Raw genomic sequence first — 19237 nt, forward strand, 5'->3', positions numbered from 1 at the left:
TGTTACATAACTTAAATACTTTTGTCAGGTGATACAAAAGTCGTGAAACTACCACAATTTTTCATTACCACTTCCTCAATATACCGAATGTCGCATATAACGTGCTTAAATGATCCATTTCCACCCAAGCCGGGTAAGGGATTAGAAAATAATATCAATAGCCTCTAGCTCATCTTGCTCCTGTTCGGATTGCCCGTTCAGGGAAATATCCTTGAGTAGCATCGAAGGCTGTTCGCCAATTTGGGTGATGATCACGAGCAGGTCCTGAGCAAAATTGTCGATCAGATTGCGCGTAAACAACTTCGTCGCATATTCAAACTGCCCGTTCATTCCCTCATCCAGCAACGAAATCACCAAGGTAAGGTCAAATTGGGAAACCGCATGCGTTTCCGGATAAGATTCGATCTGGATATCCCCGAAGCTTTGAACGTTATCTTCCTTCGTTTCCAGCGCAAACATGACATCGAATACAGGATTGCGGCTTTGATCGCGCGGCACCTGCAGCTTTTTCACAAGTTCTTCAAACGGATAATCCTGATGGTCGTAGGCCCCCAGCATCGTTTCTTTGACTTCGTTCAAGTAAACAAGGAACGTCTTCTCCCCGGATGGATAATGGCGAATCGCCAACGTGTTGACAAACATTCCGATGAGCGGCTCCAGGTCGGCATGTGTGCGGCCCGAAACCGGTGTGCCTACAATGAAGTCTTCTTGTCCCGAGTACTTGCTGAGCAGGATTGAATAGGCCGCCGATAACACCATATATAGGGTAGCACCGTTCTCATCGGCAATGCGCTGCAAGCTGTCGGTCATCTGCTTGTCGATACTGAAAGGCAGCACATCTCCCTCAAAGCTGCGAGCGGCAGGTCTGACAAAGTCCATAGGCAACTCAAGCGTTGGCAATTCACCTTCCAACATGTCCAGCCAGTAGGCTTCCTGGCGTTTCAGCCGTTCTTTTACAGGCTCGGACTGCTGCCAAGCGGCGAATTCTTTGTATTGAATCCGAAGCGGTTCCAGCGTCTCACCGTTATACAGGCGCAGCAGCTCTTCGATGAAGATACCCATCGACATGCCATCCGTGACGATATGATGAATGTCCAACATAAGCAGATGACGTTCCGCTTCCCATTCAACTAAGCCCACACGCAGCAGCGGCGGCCGCTCCAAATCAAAGACACGTACAAAGGCTTCTGCAATGCTTTTCGTTTCACTTTCCGTCGCTTTTGTATACTCGATGGCAAACTCCAAGTCCGAATAAATCCGTTGTACCGGTTCGCCGTCGACCATTTCGAAACCAGTTCGCAAAACTTCGTGACGAGTTATCAATTCTTTGAGCGCCGCCTCGAGTTGATTCCGCTCCAAGCGCCCGACGAGAACCGTCATGCCGGACATGTTGTAGCTAAGCTCGGCGCCTTCCATCTGCTGCTGGATGTACAGCCGTTTTTGCACAGAGGAAAGCGGATAATACTCCCTTTTATCCAGAACCGGAATGGAGAGGAATTCCTGCTGTTCCAATCGGCTAATCACTTCAGCCATCGCTTCAATAGTCGAGTACCGGAATACATCGCGCAGTGGCAGGTCCACGTGCAGCTCCTTGTGCACCTTGCTGACCAGCGTTGTCGCCCGCAGCGAGTGACCGCCGAGGTCGAAGAAGTTGTCCGTCACACCAATCGTAATTGACCCAAGCACGTCCTGCCAGATGGAGACCAGTTTCGTCTCCAGATCGGTGCGCGGCGCCACGTATTCGCGCCCTGCAATTGCTCCCTCTTCCGGCGCCGGCAGCGCTTTCCGGTCGATTTTCCCGTTTGGTGTCAGAGGTAAATACTCCAGCTCCACAAAGTACGACGGGATCATGTAACCTGGCAGCTCGCTGGAGATCGCTCGTTTCAGGTCGGCCGCCGTCAGATCGATATCCGTTGTGTAGTATGCGCACAGCGCCTTTTGCCCGTTCGCATCACTTCGAACCAGCACCACCGCTTCGCGTATACCTACCACCCGCAGCAGTTGCGACTCAATCTCACCCGTTTCGATCCGGTAGCCCCGGATTTTCGCTTGATTGTCGATCCGGCCGATGAAGTCCACGTTGCCGTCCTCCATCCAACGCGCCAAATCTCCCGTGCGATATAACCGCTCACCCGCGGTGAAAGGGCTGTCTACAAACTTCTCTTCCGTCAGCTCTGGACGGTTCAAGTACCCACGTGCTACCCCAACGCCGCCGATGACCAGTTCGCCCAGCACACCGACTGGAACAGGATTTAGATGTGCATCCACGATGTAAAACTTCGCATTCAACCACGCTTTGCCAATCGGCACATGGCCTGTCTGCGGCAGTTTCGCCAACTCCTCATCATAGAAACTGGAGTCGATTGCCGCTTCCGTCACACCGTAGGCGTTAATAATTCGGAACGATGAACCAAACCGTTCCTGTAAGGTACGGTAATCTGCCACACTGCAACTGTCCGAGCTTGTGATCAACAGCTCCATCCCGCTCAACTTCAGCCCCTGCTCGTGTACGTATTCCATAAACGGCACGATCAGTGCTGGTGTTGATTCAAAGATCGTCACTTGCTCTCGCTCCATCCAGTAGTGCAGACGAGCCGGATCGATCCGGTCGTCCTTCGGTACAATGACCATCGTGCCTCCGTTGTACAACGTCCGCGCGATATCGCCCACAAATACGTCAAACGAGAAGCTGGCGAGCTGCAACAGCCTTACCGGGAACTGATCCAACCGATATTCCCGTCGGTAACCCGCCGCCGTGTTCACCAGACTGCGGTGCTCGATCATCACGCCTTTTGGCTTGCCCGTCGTTCCCGACGTGTAGATGACGTACGCCAGATCCTCCGGACGGGCTTCATGGAAGCTGTCCATACCGACAACATCAACATCATTCGGATGACTCTCGCCACCACCGTTCACAGCCCCCGTTAGCTTGCCGTTGACTGGATCGGGAGCACTGTTGGAGCCTTGGCCAAATTCCATTGGCAGATTGCTTCGTTCCTCGTTGTACGACGTTTCGTCGTCGAGATACAGCACCGTCGCCAGTGCCAGTTCCTCTTCACCGAGCCAGGCTTCGGCACGCTCTCGCAGCGGCGTTTGCGTCAGCAGCACCTTCACTCCGCTGTCTTCCAGCATGAACCGCACACGGTCCACCGGATAATCCGGGTCAAGCGGCACATACGCCCCGCCTGCTTTCCAGACGGCCAGCACGGCCACCAACAGGTCCACCGAGCGCTCAGCGAGAATGCCAACAATCTCCTCCCGACCGATGCCGCTTGCGCGCAGCGTGGCCGACAGACGGTTCGCCCGCTCGTTCAGCTCCGCATACGTCAGCCGATCGTTTTCGTACACGACAGCTTCAGCTTCCGGCGTGTGTTCCGCCTGTTCCTCGAACAGTCGATGGAACGCTGCCATAGGAGCCTCTTCCGGTTGCGCAGGGTTAAACGCGCCGATAATTTCTTCTTTTTCCGCCGCCGTCAAAATATCTAGCTCGGCAATAGTCGCCGACGGGTTGCAGAGAATGGATTCAAGCAGCTGCAAGTAGTGGGCAGCCAACTTCTCCACTGTTTCGGTTTTATATAGAGCCGTGGCGTATTCAAACAGATATTCCAAGCCGTCCTCAATCTCCGTAACGTCCAAGCTGAGATCGAATTTAGAAACAATTTCTTCGCTGGCATACGTCGACAAATGCAGTCCCGGAAGCTGGATTTCCACATTTTCTGTATTCTGCAAAGCAAACATCGTATCGAACAGTGGATGACGGCGTAAATCACGAGCCACGTTTACCTTATCCACCAGTTCCTCAAACGGATAATTCTGATGTTCAAAAGCACCCAGCGTTGTCTCCTTGATTTCCTTCAAGTAGTCAAGGAACGTTTTACCAGCAGCCGGGTAACTGCGGATGGCCAATGTATTAACAAACATCCCGATCAGCGGTTGAACGTCGCTGTGATTTCTGCCCGCAATCGGCGTACCAACCACCACGTCTTCCTGACCTGAATATTTATGCAGAAGCACGTTATATGCCGCAAGCAGAACCATGTAAAGCGTTGCGCCGTTTTCAGCTGCAAGCCGTTTCAGACCTTCGCTTTTCTCAATATTCATAAACAATTGCAGCGTGCGGCCCTCATAGCTCTGCATAGCCGGGCGCGGATAGTCCGTCGGCATTTCCAGAACTGGCAGTTCTCCGCGGAACATGTCAATCCAGTAAGCTTCCTGCTTGGCAAGCTGCGTTTTCTGCTCGTCCGATTGCTGCCATACTGCATAATCTTTGTACTGAATGCGGAGTGGCTTGAGCGGCTCCCCGCTGTACAAGTGCACGAACTCTTCGATCAGTACGTCCATTGAAACGCCGTCCGATACGATATGATGTGTATCGAACATCAGGATATGCCGGTCAGGCGCGAGTTCGGCAATGCCCACCCGCAGAAGTGGCGGCTTCGCTAGATCAAACGCACGAACGAATTGGCGCACCGTTTCTTCCGCCTGCTCCCCGCTGATCTGCACATATTCCACCTGGAAGGTGACTTCTTCGTAAATCCGCTGAACCGCTTCGCCTTCAACCATCTCAAAGCCGGTACGCAGCGTTTCATGACGAGCTACAAGCCCGCGAAATGCTTCTTCAAACCGCTGCCGGTTGAGCTGCCCTTCGAGCAGCATAGCTCCCGGTATATTGTAGCTCAGCTCGCCTCCTTCCAGCTGGTTCAAGATATAGAGACGTTTCTGCGCAGAAGAGAGCGGATAATACTCGCTAGGTTCCGCAGCCGGAATAGCCATAAACGAGCCGATCTCCAAATGCTCCATAGCCACAGCCATTTCCTCAACTGTCGAGTAGCGGAATACGTCGCGAAGCGGGAATTGGGCGCCCAGCTCCTTATGCATTTTGCTGACAAGTGTTGTCGCCCGCAGGGAGTGTCCTCCGAGGTCGAAGAAGTTGTCCGTTACGCCTACCTCCTTATCCCGAACAAGTACCTCCTGCCAAATGGCGGCCAGCTTTGCCTCCAGTTCGGTGCGCGGTGCCACGTATTTGCGGCCTCCTCCTGCTCGCCCTTCCGGCGCTGGCAGCGCCTTCCGGTCAATTTTCCCATTTGGCGTTAGAGGCAATTGCTCCAGTTCAACGAAATACGATGGAATCATGTATCCCGGTAGCTCGCTGGAGATCGCCCGTTTCAAATCTGCCGCCGTCAAGCCTTCTTCCACTGTATAATAAGCGCACAGCGCTTTCTGCCCTTCTTGATCTTCCCTGACAACAACGACAGCTTCCTTCACGCCACCTACACTCAGCAGCTTTGCTTCGACTTCGCCCGTCTCGATCCGGTACCCCCGGATTTTCGCCTGGTTATCGATCCGCCCGATGAAGTCCACGTTGCCGTCCTCCATCCACCGCGCCAAGTCTCCCGTGCGATACAGTCGCTCACCAAAGGTGAAAGGACTGTCTACAAACTTCTCTTCCGTCAGCTCTGGACGGTTCAAGTACCCGCGTGCCACACCCACTCCGCCGATAACCAATTCGCCCAGCACGCCGACTGGCACCGGGTTCAGATGTGCATCCACGATGTAAAACTTCGCATTCAACCAGGCTTTGCCAATCGGCACATGGCCTGTTTGCGGCAGTTTCGCCAACTCCTCATCATAGAAACTGGAGTCAATTGCCGCTTCCGTCACACCGTAGGCGTTAATAATGCGGAACGACGAGCCAAACCGTTCCTGTAAGGTCCGGTAATCTGCCACACTGCAGCTGTCCGAGCTTGTAATCAACAGCTCCATACTGCTTAACTCTAGTCCCTGCTCATGCACGTATTCCATGAACGGCACGATCAGTGCGGGCGTTGATTCAAAGATCGTCACTTGCTCCCGCTCTATCCAGTAGTGCAGACGAGGCGGATCGATCCGATCGTCCTTCGGTACAATGACCATGCTGCCGCCGTTGTACAACGTCCGCGCGATATCGCCCACAAACACGTCAAACGAGAAGCTGGCAAGCTGCAACAGCCTTACCGGAAACTGATCCATCCGGTATTCCCGTCGGTAGCCCGCTGCCGTGTTCACCAGGCTGCGGTGCTCGATCATCACACCTTTTGGCTTGCCCGTCGTTCCCGACGTGTAGATGACGTACGCCAGATCCTCCGGACGGGCTTCATGGAAGCTGTCCATGCCAACAACATCATTTGGATGACTCTCGCCACCACCGTTCACAGCCCCCGTTAGCTTGCCGTTGACTGGATTGGGAGCACTGCTGGAGCCTTGGCCGAAGTCCATCGGTGCATTCGCTCGGTCTTCGCTGTATGACGTTTCGTCATCGAGATACAGCACCGTCTCCAGTGCTAGTTCCTCTTCGCCGAGCCAGGATTCGGCACGCTCTCGCAGCAGTGTTTGTGTCAGCAGCACCTTCGCTCCGCTGTCTTCCAGCATGAACCGCACGCGGTCCGCCGGATAATCCGGGTCAAGCGGTACATACGCCCCTCCCGCTTTCCAGACGGCCATCACGGCCACCAGCAAATCGACCGAACGCTCGGCGAGAATGCCCACAATCTCCTCCCGGCCGATGCCGCTTGCACGCAACGTTGCCGACAGGCGGTTCGCCCGCTCGTTCAACTCCGCATACGTCAGCCGATCGTTCTCGTACACGACGGCTTCCTCTTCCGGTGTGCGCTCCGCCTGTTGCTCGAACAGTCGATGGAACGCTGCCACAGGAGCCATTTCCGGCTGCACCGGATTAAACGCGCCGACAATTTCTTCTTTTTCCGCCGCCGTCAAAAGCTCTAACTCATGTACACGAACATTCGGATTAGCCGCAACCTGCTCCAATGCACGGGCAAAATGACCGTGGATCTGCCTGATGTCTTGCTCTCTGAATGTCAGTGCATTGTACGTAAACCGCAGCAAAATATGCTCTTCCGGAATGACGGTAATGTCCAGATCGTAGTTCGTTTGTTCCGGCGATTGGATATTAGCGATTTTCAGCGCTTCTTGTCCTCCGCCGACAACCTGCTCAATCTGTTCTTCCATCGGATAATTTTCAAAGACCATAATATGGTTGATCAAGTCGCGCTTTTGCTCGCTCAGCGACTGAATTTCGAACAGCGGGAACGTTTCGTAAGCTCCCGATGTCAGCGCTTGATCCTGGGTTTTTCTCAAAATATCGGCTACCGTCTCCTCGGCTTTGCCTTGAATACGGACGGGGATCGTATTAATAAACAGACCGATCATGCTTTCGATACCCGGAATCTCCGCCGGACGCCCGGATACGACGGAGCCAAATACAACATCTTCGCTGTTGTTGTATACCTGCAGAACCAGTCCCCATACGGTCTGCATGAATGTATTAAGCGTCACCTGATGCTGGCGCGACACCCGCTCGATTTGCCCAGTCAGTTCCTTGCTGAGTTCCACATCGATCTCAGCTGCTTCAAAAGCGCCCTGCTTCAGCCCTGTTTTCTCCCGAGGCAGCTTGGTCTGCTGATCATAACCCGCCAAATACTCGGACCAGTAACGCGAAGCTTTCCCGGCATCTTGAGCTTCCAGCCATTCGATATACCGAGAGTACGAGGTAACCGGAGGAAGCTCCAGCGTCCGCTGCTCCTGGAACGCGAAGTAGGTGTCGAACACTTCCTTGATCATTAAGGACATGCACCAGCCGTCCAACAAAATGTGATGGTGACTCCAGATCACTTGGTAGGACTCGTCGCCCGTACGCAAAACTGTAACGCGCATCAGAGAGCCTTGGGCCAAATCGAACTTGTTCGCTTTATCCGCGCTGACAAAATCGGCTATCGACTTCTCCGGGTGTTCATCTCTTGCCGAGCGAATATCTTCAAAGTACACTTCACACTTCCGCTCGCGGAATACCACTTGAATCGGCTCGTCTCTCCAGCCGGTAATAAAATTGGTCCGCAGCGCCTCATTTCGCTGTACCAGCGTATCCAATCCGCGGGTGAAGGCTTCCACATTCAGGCTTCCATACAGATCGAAGGTCACCTGTTCGAAGTAGGCTTCCGAATCGGCATCCAGCAAGCTGTGGAACAACATCCCTTTTTGCAGCGGAGTCAGGGTGTATACATTCTCCAGTTCGCCGAGTGCCGCCGTATGTTCGGACAGCCGCTCCAGTTCCTCCACCGTCACATCTTGAAGCAGTACGTCACTAGGCGTAAGTTCCGGCCGCTCTTTCGATACGCAATGGCTGATGACTTCACGCAAACTCGATTGAAGCAGGGTGCCCAAGCGCTCAACCGTCTCCCGTTGATACTGGGTTTCCCCATAACGGATCGTGAGTTCCAACATGCCTTCCGACACCATACCGTTGATATCGAGGACATAATTCATCACAGCATTCGGGCTTGAATCGGAGCCCGGACTGAACGGAGACGGCTGCGAGCCGCTGCTTTCGTAATCCTGGTCAAACTGACCCAGATAGTTAAAACTGATCTCCGGCTCCAAAACGAAGCGCTCTCCGTCACGCGGCGCTGACAAATAACGCTGAATGCCGTAGCCGATTCCTTTGTTCGGAATGCGGCGCAAGTTTTCTTTCACCTGTTTCACCTGATGACCGAGTGCCTGAGCGTGACCCGGCTCCAGAACGACAGGGAATTGGCTTGTGAACCAGCCTACCGTGCGTGTAATATCCACATCTGGCAAAAGTTCTTCCCGGCCGTGGCCTTCGAGATTCACCAGCACGCGTTCTTGACCGCTCCAAGCTTGTACTGAGAGGCCCAGCGCAGCAAGCAGCAAATCGTTCATTTCCGTATGGTAAGCACGGTGTGCCTGCTTCAGCAGCTGTTCGGTTTCCTCCGCCGTCCAGCGGACGGTCACGATCCCGCTGTCCTTCAGCTTGGATCTGCCTTGTTCAAAATCTTTCGGAAGCGGCTCATAGGTCAATTGCTCGATATGCTGCCAATACGCTCTCTCGCTTTCCATCGCTGGACCGTTCGCATAATCAGCGAGCTGTTTCGCCCACGTTTGGAATGAGTCCGTTTTGAGCGGCAGACGGATCAGCTGCCCTTGCAGCGCCTGCTCATAGCCGGCAGCAAAATCCTCAAGCAGAATCCGCCAGGATACGCCGTCTACGACCAAGTGGTGGATCGCGATCAGCAGATGATCTCCATCCGCACAGCGGAACAAGCCGAGCTTCAGCAAAGGCCCTGCCTGCAGGTCAATGCTGCGCTGAAGCTCGTTCGCCTTGGCTTCAATCGCCTGCGCGCAGTCCGTCATTCCGCGGAAATCGATCACTTCCAGGCTGTAGAGCTCGCCATCGCTTTCCGCGATGCCCCGGTTCCATGCCGCATACCCGCTCTCGGTCCGGCTGAAGACGAGGCGCAGCGCATCGTGATGCTCGGCCAGCTTCCGCATGGCCTGACGAAGCGCCGCTTCGTCATAGCCTTCCTCCCGGTACAGCATCACCGCCTGGTTAAAGTGGTGCAGATCGGCGAACGACTGCTCGAAGAACCAGCGCTGAATCGGCGTCAGCCCCGTCTCTCCCGTAGCTGCCACCTGATCGGCGCGTCTTAAGACCGACTGGAGATACGGGCTTAATTCCGCTACAGTCGGATATTTGAACAAATGCTTAATTTCCAGCTTGTACCCGGCCTGATATAGCCTGGACGACACCTGGATCGATTTAATTGAATCCCCGCCGAGCTCGAAGAAATTGTCCATCACGCCGATCGGACGACCCGTTCCCAGCACCTTTTGCCACACCGCAACCAACGTCTGCTCCGCCGCCGTCCGGGGCGCCACGTATTCCGTTCCAACGAGCATACTGCTTTCCGGTGCTGGCAGCGCCTTGCGGTCGAGCTTCCCGCTGTGTGTGAGGGGCATCCGCTCCAGCTGCACGAAGTAGGACGGAATCATGTACGCAGGCAGATCCTCCGCCAGCGCGCTTCGCAGCTCGCTCGCCGCAAGCGGCTTATCCGCCACGAAGTACGCGCAGAGCTGCTTCTGACCGGCTTCGTCCTCTCTGGCGATGACAACCCCCTCTTGGACGGACGCCGCTTTCAGGACCTGCGCCTCCACCTCGCCGAGTTCGATCCGGTACCCGCGGATTTTCACCTGATGGTCGATCCGGCCCATATACTCGATGTTGCCGTCCGGCAGCCATCTGGCCAGATCGCCCGTCCGGTACATCCGCCCGCCCGGCGCAAACGGACATTCTACGAATTTCTCCGCGGTCAGCTCGGGACGGTTCAAGTAGCCTCTAGCCAGACCTTCGCCCGCGATGCACAGCTCGCCCGGCACGCCGACCGGCTGCAGCGCTGTCGTCCCTTCCTTGACAATATGCAGCCGGATGTTCGAGATCGGCTTGCCGATCGGCACCGATACATACGCCTCTTCCGGTCCGCAATCGTAGTACGAGACATCAACCGTCGCTTCCGTAGGCCCATAAAGGTTGATCAGCTGCGCTTGATTCACGGATGACGAAATCCACTGCCAGAACCGGCTCACATGCGATGTCGCCAGCGCTTCCCCGCTTGCAAACACCCGTTTCAGCGAAGACAGCTTGTTACCCAGATCTTCGCTCGGCTGACGCTCGACATATTCGAGGAAGGCGTGCAGCATCGACGGCACAAAGTGCATCGTGGTGACGGATTGCCGTTCGATCGTGTCCAGAATCGTCTCGGGATTCTTCTCTCCGCCCGGCGGCAGCAAGCAAACTTTGGCCCCCGTCCAAGCCCACCAAAACAGCTCCCACACGGAAACGTCGAAGGTGATCGCCGTCTTTTGCAGAATCGTATCCCTGGAGTCGATCGGGTATGCATTCTGCATCCACAGCAGCCGGTTGATCACCGGACGGTGCTCCACCATGACGCCCTTGGGGTTGCCTGTCGAGCCCGATGTGTAAATGACGTAGGCCAAGTGCTCCGGTCCGCTCGCTGGCTCCAGGTTCGAGCCGTCTTCGTCATACGCGAATGGATCGTTCAGATCGACGAGCGATAGACCGCCAAGTGGCTCTGTCCCGGCAAATGACGCGCTTTCCCGCAAATGGCTCTGAATCAGCAGCAGCCTAGCGCCCGAATCTTCGAGCATGTAGCGGATGCGCTCCAGCGGGAATTGCGGGTCGATCGGCACGTAGGCGCCCCCGGCCTTCAAGATCGCATAGATGCCCACGATCATCTCCAGCGAGCGCTCGGCCATGATCGCGATCGGCTGATCGGCCTGCGCGCCAGAGGCACGCAAGGATCTCGCCAGCCGGTTCGCCCGCTCGTTCAACTCCCGGTAAGTCAGGCTGCTGTCCTCATAGACAACGGCCACTTGCTCCGGCGTTTGCTCTGCTTGCTCCTCGAACAGCTCGTGGATCGTTCTCTCTCTCCACGACTCATCCGCTTCCAAGCCTGGACCCTCTGAGGCAGATTGCTTCGCCAGAGCCGAAGACGACACGGCAAACCCGACCAGCAAATCATGCTTTTCGCTGTCCGTCAATATATCCAAATCCGAAATCCGCGCACCCGGCTGAGCCAGGATCGACGCCAAAAGCTGCTCGTAATGACCCGCCAGCCGTACCATCGTTTCCTGTCTAAACAACGAGGTAGCGTACTCGATCTTGCAAACCAACTCGTTACCCTCTTCCACGATATCCAAGCTAAGATCAAACTTTGCTCTCTTTTCCTCGATGTCAAACAGCGACCATTGCAAGCCTTCCAGGGCTAAATCCAGGCTTTCGTGCTTTTGCAAAGAAAACATGGTGTCAAACAGCGGATTCCGGCTTAAATTCCGGCTCACCTGAAGAGCTTCCACCAGCTCCTCGAACGGATAGTCCTGGTGCTCGTAGGCTCCAATCGTCGTTTCCTTCACATCCTGCAAGTAATCCAGGAACGTCTGCTCTGCCGTCGGACCCAAGCGAAGGGCCAGCGTATTGACAAACATGCCGATAATCGGTTGCAGGTCGGCGTGAGAACGAGCGGCAATCGGAGTGCCGACTACGATATCTTCCTGTCCCGCGTATTTATGAAGCAATACGGAGTAAGCAGCCAGCAGAAGCATGTACAGCGTCGCCCCCGAATCTCCGGCAAGCCGTTTTAGAGCTTCGCTTTTCTCCGCATCCAGCGCAAACGTGAGCGTTTGACCGTCAAACTGCCGGACGGCTGGGCGGGAAAAGTCAAGAGGCAGCTCAAGAACGGGAAGCTCGGAGCTGAATACCCCGCGCCAGTATTCCTCCTGCCGTTTGATACGCTGACACTGCTCGTCGGATTGCTGCCAAACGGCGTAATCCTTGTATTGAATCCGCAGCTCCGGCAATTCTTCCCCATTGTAAAGCCCCACAAATTCGTGTAGCAGCACGTCCATGGAAAGACCGTCGGAACCAATATGATGCATATCCAGCGCAAGCAGGAATTTCTCTTTCTCAAGTATGATCAGCAGGGCGCGCAGCAAAGGCGGCTGGGTCAAGTCAAAAGGCTGAATGAAGCCTTCCAGAATGGCCGCGACCTGATCTTTGCTTGCTTGAAGCTTCTCGACCTTGAAATCTACGAGCGGATGAATACGCTGAACCGGCTCTCCATTCACGATTTCAAAACCGGTGCGCAGCATATCGTGCCGGGCCACCAAAGTAGTCAGCGCCTTTTCCACTTTGGCCTCGTTCAAAGCCCCTTTCAATTGCAAGGCGCTCGGGATGTTGTAATTCAGCTCCGAGCTATCTAGCTGGTGCAGGACATACAGCCTTTTTTGCGCAGAGGAAACTGGATAGTACGCTTTCTCTTCCGCTTTTGGAATCGAGCTGTGCTGCGATTCTTTCAAGCTGGCAATAGCCTCTGCCATCGATTCTACCGTCATAAAGCGGAACACATCGCGCAGCGGAAGTTCAATGTTCATTTCCTTCCGAATCTTGCTGACAAGATTTGTCGCCCGCAAGGAATGCCCTCCGAGCTCGAAGAAATTGTCCAGGACTCCAATGCCGGGGTAACCCAGCACTTCCTCCCAGATTTTCACAAGCTGAGACTCCGTAAGGTTACGCGGCGCTACGTATTCGACGCCCGTTTGCAAGCCGCCTTGCGGCTCCGGCAGTGCTTTGCGGTCCACTTTGCCATTGGACGTCAGCGGCATGCGTTCCAGCTGCACGAAGTATGACGGGATCATGTATCCCGGCATTCCCTGGGCCAGCGAGGTTCTCATTTCGCTAACTGTCAGCGTCCGTTCCGCCACAAAGTAGGCAACAAGTGCCTTTTCGCCCCCGCTGTCCTGACGGGCGAGCACCACCGCTTCTTCCACGCCCTCCACGTTCAAAAGCTGCGTCTCAATTTCGTCCAGCTCGATCCGGTACCCGCGGATTTTGACCTGATGGTCGATCCGGCCGAGGTATTCAATGTTGCCGTCCGGCAGCCAGGCCGCCAAGTCGCCTGAGCGATACAGTTTTTCCCCCTCCGCAAAGGGGGAATCAACGAACTTTTCCGCCGTCAAATCCGGGCGATTCAGGTATCCTCTCGCCAGCCCTTCTCCGGCTACGAACATTTCGCCTGCTACGCCGATCGGAACAGGACGACGGTTTTCATCCAGAACGTACACTCTCAGCGTCGGGATCGGCTTGCCGATATTACTCTTTGCCGCTTCCATCTCGATCCATGTGATTTCCTTATACGTCACGTGAACCGTCGTCTCGGTAATGCCGTACATATTAATCAGCTTTGTCTCCGGGTACTTCGTCTTGAAACCCTTGAGCAACAGCGGGCTGAGCGCTTCGCCGCCAAAGATGACGTTGCGAATCCGCAGATCGTACGGATGGTCCGCTATAACCTCACGCAGCAGTTGATAGAAATATGTTGGCGTCTGGTTCAAAATCGTGACCCGTTCGTGGCTCAGCAGTGCCAGGAACTCGGCCGGATTTTTCGCCGTAAGCGGCGGTACGATAACCAGCTTTCCTCCATTCAGAAGTGCTCCGTACATCTCCCAGACGGAGAAATCGAAGCAGAACGAATGGAATAACGTCCACGTGTCGGACGGCCCAAAGTCGAACAGGTTCTTGTCGTTGAACAAAAGGCGCACGACGTTTTTATGCTCAATCAACGTGCCTTTGGGTTTGCCGGTCGTTCCCGATGTGTAGATGACATAAGCCAAGTTACCCGGGCCAGAAATTGGCTCCAGATTCGAAGCGTCCAGCGCACCAGCGGAGTCCGCCCCTTTGTCGCCCCAAACGAAATCGTCCAATTCAAGGCGCGTTCCTGCGAAGTCGGTCTTCTCATGCAAATGCTTTTGAATCAGCAATAACGGTGCGCCCGAATCCTCAATCATGAAGCGGATGCGTTCCTCCGGGTAGTCGGGATCGACAGGCACGTAAGCTCCGCCCGCTTTGAGAATCGCCAGAATGCCGACGACCATATCAAGCGAACGTTCGGCCAGAATCGCTACCAACTGATCCGCTTCGACTCCTGTCTCCCGCAGCTTACGGGCAAGGCGGTTGGATCGCTCGTTCAGTTCGTGGTAGCTCAACTGCCGCTCATTCATGACGGCGGCCACGTTATCCGGATAAAGCTTCGCCTGCTCTTCGAACAACCCATGAATCGTCTGCTGCCGTGGGTAGTCTGCCTCCGAATCATTAAAACCGCGCACCAGTTCACGGATTTCCTGCTCCGTTAGCATTTCCAGCGAAGCAATATCCCCTTCCGGCGCTGTTGCGATAGTTTCGAGTAGCTTGTCATAATGTCTGGCGAACCGCTCCGCGGTCTCCTGTTTATACAAAGCCGTAGCGTACTCCAACCGGCATTCGAGCTGACCATCCAGCTCCGAAATATCCAGAAGCAGCTCGAACTTGGACGTTCGGTTTTCCAACGGATAAAACGATTGCTCCAGCCCCTCGATGACAATTTGCTCATTCTCCGTATTTTGCAGGGAGAAGAACGTATCAAAGAGCGGATTCCGACCGGTCGCGCGCGGAATATGAAGACTTTCCACCAAATCTTCGAACAAATAATTTTGGTGTTCAAAAGCCCCGAGTGTGATTTCCTTCATTTCTTCCAGGTACTTAAGGTACGGCTTGGAACGCTCCGGATGGCTGCGAATGGCAAGCGTGTTGATAAACATACCTACGATTGGCTGCACTTCTTCTTGCGTTCTTCCGGCAATCGGCGTTCCCACTATCAGTTCTTCCTGACCCGAATATTTATGCATAAGGATTGAGTAAGCTGACAACAGCACCATGTACAGGGTCGTGCCCGTCCGTGCGGACAGTTCTTTCAGCTTCTCCGTCCGTTCTTTCCCAATATCAAACTTCACGGTCCGGCCGTCAAAACTTTGCACCGCAGGCCGCGGGAAGTCCGTCGGAAGTTCCAATACAGGCAGCTCGCCCGACAGCTGTTCCAGCCAGTACTCCTTCTGCGGCTGGATCAACTGCCCGTAGGCTTCGGAATGCTGCCAAACGGCATAATCTTTGTATTGAATACGCAACGGAGAAAGCTCCTCACCCCGATACAGGCGGCTGAACTCGTCGAAAAGCAATGCTGTCGAGATGCCATCCGAGACGATGTGATGCATATCAAACAACAGGATGTGGCGATCCTCGGCGACTTCGATCAGGCCGATGCGAAGAAGTGGCGGCTTAGTCAGATCAAACGGGTGATAGTATGCTTCCACCACATGGTCCACTTCTAGCTCGCTCGCCTGGAAATAGTCTACAGCAAACTCCACCTCGTCATAGATGCGCTGCACAAGCTCGCCTTGAACCTGCTCGATCCCGGTACGCAGCGTCTCATGGCGCTGAATCAACGCCCGGAATGCGTACTCTACGCGCGTGCGGTCCAGCTTGCCTTCGAGAAGAAGCGCCGCCGACATATTGTAGCTACGCTCGGCCGCGTCAAGCTGGCGCAGGACGTACAGACGCTTTTGCTCGGATGAAACCGGATAGTACTCGGTCTCTGCCGCCTTTGTAATCTCATACGTTTCTTGCTGCTTTAAACCGCTAATTCTTTGGGCAAGCTGTTCGATCGTGGTGTAGCGGAAAACGTCCCGCAGCGGAACCTCGACTTGCAGCTCTTTTCGAATCTTGGAAACAAGCGCAGAGGCCCGCAAGGAATGACCACCCAGGTCAAAGAAATCGTCTTGGACTCCAACTCGCACAATACCCAGCACCTGCTGCCAAATAAGAGCAAGTCTTGTTTCCAGCGTTGTGCGAGGAGCCACATACTCACGGCCGGCTTCTATCTCTCCGGTCGGTTCAGGCAGCGCTTTACGGTCAATCTTGCCATTCGGTGTGAGCGGAAGCTGATCAAGAGACACCAACCGGGCCGGAACCATATGCGCAGGTAGCTCTTGTTTTAATTGGGACAGCAGATCGCTCAGTTGTAAGGAAACATCCCCCGCCACGTAACCGCACAAATACTTTTGCCCCTGCTCATCCGTACGGTCAGTCACCACAGCCTGCTTGACCCCCGGGAAACTGAGCAGGACCGTTTCAATTTCGCCGAGTTCGATCCGGAACCCGCGAATTTTCACCTGATAGTCGATTCGACCGATGAAGTCAACGTTGCCGTCTTCCAGCCAGCGGGCCAAATCTCCTGTCCGATACAGACGTTCGCCAGGCACAAACGGGCTGTCTGCAAACTTCTCGGTGGTTAGGTCCGGACGGTTCCAATACCCGCGCGCCACACCGGCGCCACCGATGACAAGCTCACCCGGAACCCCTACAGGAACCGGCTTTAACCCGGCATCTACAATGTAAAACCGGGCGTTCAGCCAGGCTTTGCCGATTGGCACATGACCCAACGATGGCAGGTGGTTCAGCGGCTCATCGTAAAAGCTGCTGTCAATGGCCGCTTCGGTAACGCCGTAGCTGTTGATGATGCGAAATTGCCCGCCGAATCTTTCCTGCAGCAATCGGTAATCGGTGACACTGCAAGCATCCGAGCTGGTAATCAGCAACTTCATGGAGCTGACGTCCAGCCCTTCTTCATAAATATGCTGCATGAACGGCAGGATGAGCGCAGGTGTCGATTCAAATACCGTGATGTTTTGGTCCCGAATCCAGCCGTATAAGCGGTTCGGATCAATCCGGTCATCCTTTGGCACAATTACCATCGTTCCTCCGTTATACAGCGTCCGCGCGATGTCTCCAACGAACACGTCAAACGAGAAGCTCGCCAGTTGCAGCAACCGCACCGGGAACTGATCCAACCGGTACTCGCGGCGGTACGCATCCGCCGTATTCATGAGACTACCATGCTCGATCATGACGCCTTTTGGGCGTCCCGTCGTACCGGAGGTGTAAATCACATAAGCCAAGTCTTGCGGAGCACTGTCCGCAGATTCAAATTCCACGGCTGAGGTATCCCCGTTATACATCTGTTCATCGTCCATCGCATAGACAGCTTGAAGCTTCAGCCGGTCATCGGCCAACCAACCTCCGGCCCCCTCCAACAGATGACGCTGCGTAAGCAGCACCGATGCTTCGCTATCGCTGAGCATGTACTCAATCCGCTCCGCCGGATAATCGGGGTCCAGCGGTACATAAGCTCCGCCGGCTTTCCATACGGCGAGCACACCGACCAGCAGTTCCACCGAACGCTCTGCCCAGATCCCCGTAATCGTCTCCCTTCCCACGCCCTGTTCACGAAGGAGCACAGCCAGCCGCTCGGCGCGTTCGTTCAATTCGCCGTAAGTCAGCTTTTTGTCCATGTAAACAACTGCCGGGTGATCCGGAATGTCTCGGGCAAACTTTTCGACATACCGATGAAACGCTATTCCCTCGCTCAGTGCTGCCACCGGCGGGTTAAACACGTCAAGAATACGGTGTCTCTCCTCATCGCTCAACATAGAAATCTCGCGCACCCGCAGTTCGGGAGTCTCAAGAAACTGGTCCAAAACGGTTACATACTGTTCCATAATGCGATCAATCTCGGTAGTCTCGAACAGCCCGGTACGATAGGAAGCATGGAGAATGACATGGCCTTCATTCAGCATATGGTCGAAGCGCAGCAGTAGATCGTCCATCTCGTGTCTAGCAAAGTGAGCCTCCAGACGTACCTTGATTTCTTCGTACTCCACGATTTTCAAAGGCAGATATTCTAGAGACGTGCGGAACAACTCCGAAAGATCGTTGCGGCCGTGTTGTTCGCGTAAATCCTGGATCAATTGGTTATAAGGATATTTCTGATGCCGCAGATCCGCCGTATTTTCCTTGGAAACCGTTTGGATCAAGGAAAGCACGGACCCAACTGGATTCAGACTAATCCGCGTAGCCACGGTGCTGACGAACATACCGATCGTTTCTTTTTCCTTCTTGCTGGTGCGATTGGCAAAAACCGTGCCGACTGGAACATCGGTGCTGTCGGTCAGCTTATACAATAAGACGTACATGGCGGACAAAAATAACGTATATAAACTAACCTGATATTGTTCGCTAAAAGCCAGAATGCGGTCATAGCGGGAACCATCCAGAGTGATGGAACGTTTATTCGATTCGCTGCCAATCGAGAATGGCGGAACCGATTTAATGCCGCTCGTTTCAGGCAAAGTCTTGTACTTGGTTAGCCAATATTCCTTGCCTTTTTGATAACGCTGCGATTGCTCATATTCATGCTCAGTTGAAATATAATCCAGATAGGATGGGGCGTGGTAACTGCTGAAGATGCCATTGCGCAGTTCCAGGTATTTTTCCATCACCGCATGCAGCAAAGCAGTGACGGACAAGCCATCGGCGATGATATGATTTATAGTCAAATTAAGCCATACTTGGCCGTTCGCAAAATGGATCATCGTAAATTGGTAGAGGTGTTCGTCGAACACGCTGGCCGGTTTTTCGCTTACTTCTTTCACCCAAGCATAGAATTGTTCGGTTGTGCCTATTTCGAGGTGGCTTATCTTGGCTTGGACATTGTCTGGCTCTTCGAACCACTGCGTTGGATTTTGCAAATCCCCGCTAATGCGGATTCGGAAAGCGTCATAGGTTTTGACAATCTCTGCCGCCGCTTTCTCCAGCAGCTTGGTGTCGATCTCGCCCGTAATCTGGTAGGTCGCGGAAAGCATCGTGATGGATGTGCCCGGATTCATAATTTCCATGAACCATATCCGGCGCTGGGCTTGCGTTAATCCATATTGCTTGTTCGTATTCTCTCTCACATCGACACACTCCCGTATTAGAGATTGTTTGTAGATAGGCTTTGTAACTATAAATTGAACTAAAGATGATTTACACGGAACACTCCGATGACAGAATAACCTTCCAATCGCTGTTATCCCCAGATTTTTTCGCATCCCTTTTTAAAAGGGAAAATCCGGTGATAAAGGCGAGCGCTACGCTTTTTTAGGTTTTTTCTGTCCTCTCCGT

Annotated in this window: 1 protein-coding gene and 1 pseudogene; both read right to left on the bottom strand. The window is 54.2% G+C overall.

The annotated features are described in order from the left end of the window. Nucleotides 1–141: 141 nt before the first annotated feature. Nucleotides 142–9750: an amino acid adenylation domain-containing protein gene (locus tag MHI12_RS26560; RefSeq protein WP_405173059.1), complete on the bottom strand. Its 9609-nt coding sequence runs from the start codon at nt 9748–9750 to the stop codon at nt 142–144. After that, a pseudogene (locus MHI12_RS26565) lies at nt 9727–19164 on the bottom strand (amino acid adenylation domain-containing protein); the annotation flags it as partial. The pseudogene MHI12_RS26565 and the gene MHI12_RS26560, both read right to left, overlap by 24 nt. Nucleotides 19165–19237 lie beyond the last annotated feature (73 nt).

The organism is Paenibacillus sp. FSL H8-0280, from assembly GCF_045040665.1.
Classification (GTDB): domain Bacteria; phylum Bacillota; class Bacilli; order Paenibacillales; family Paenibacillaceae; genus Paenibacillus; species Paenibacillus xylanexedens_A.

Excerpts from the sequence above, each read along its gene's own strand:
- MHI12_RS26560 (WP_405173059.1), bottom strand. The coding sequence starts at position 9,750 with ATGCTCGTTGGAACGGAATACGTGGCGCCCCGGACGGCGGCGGAGCAG.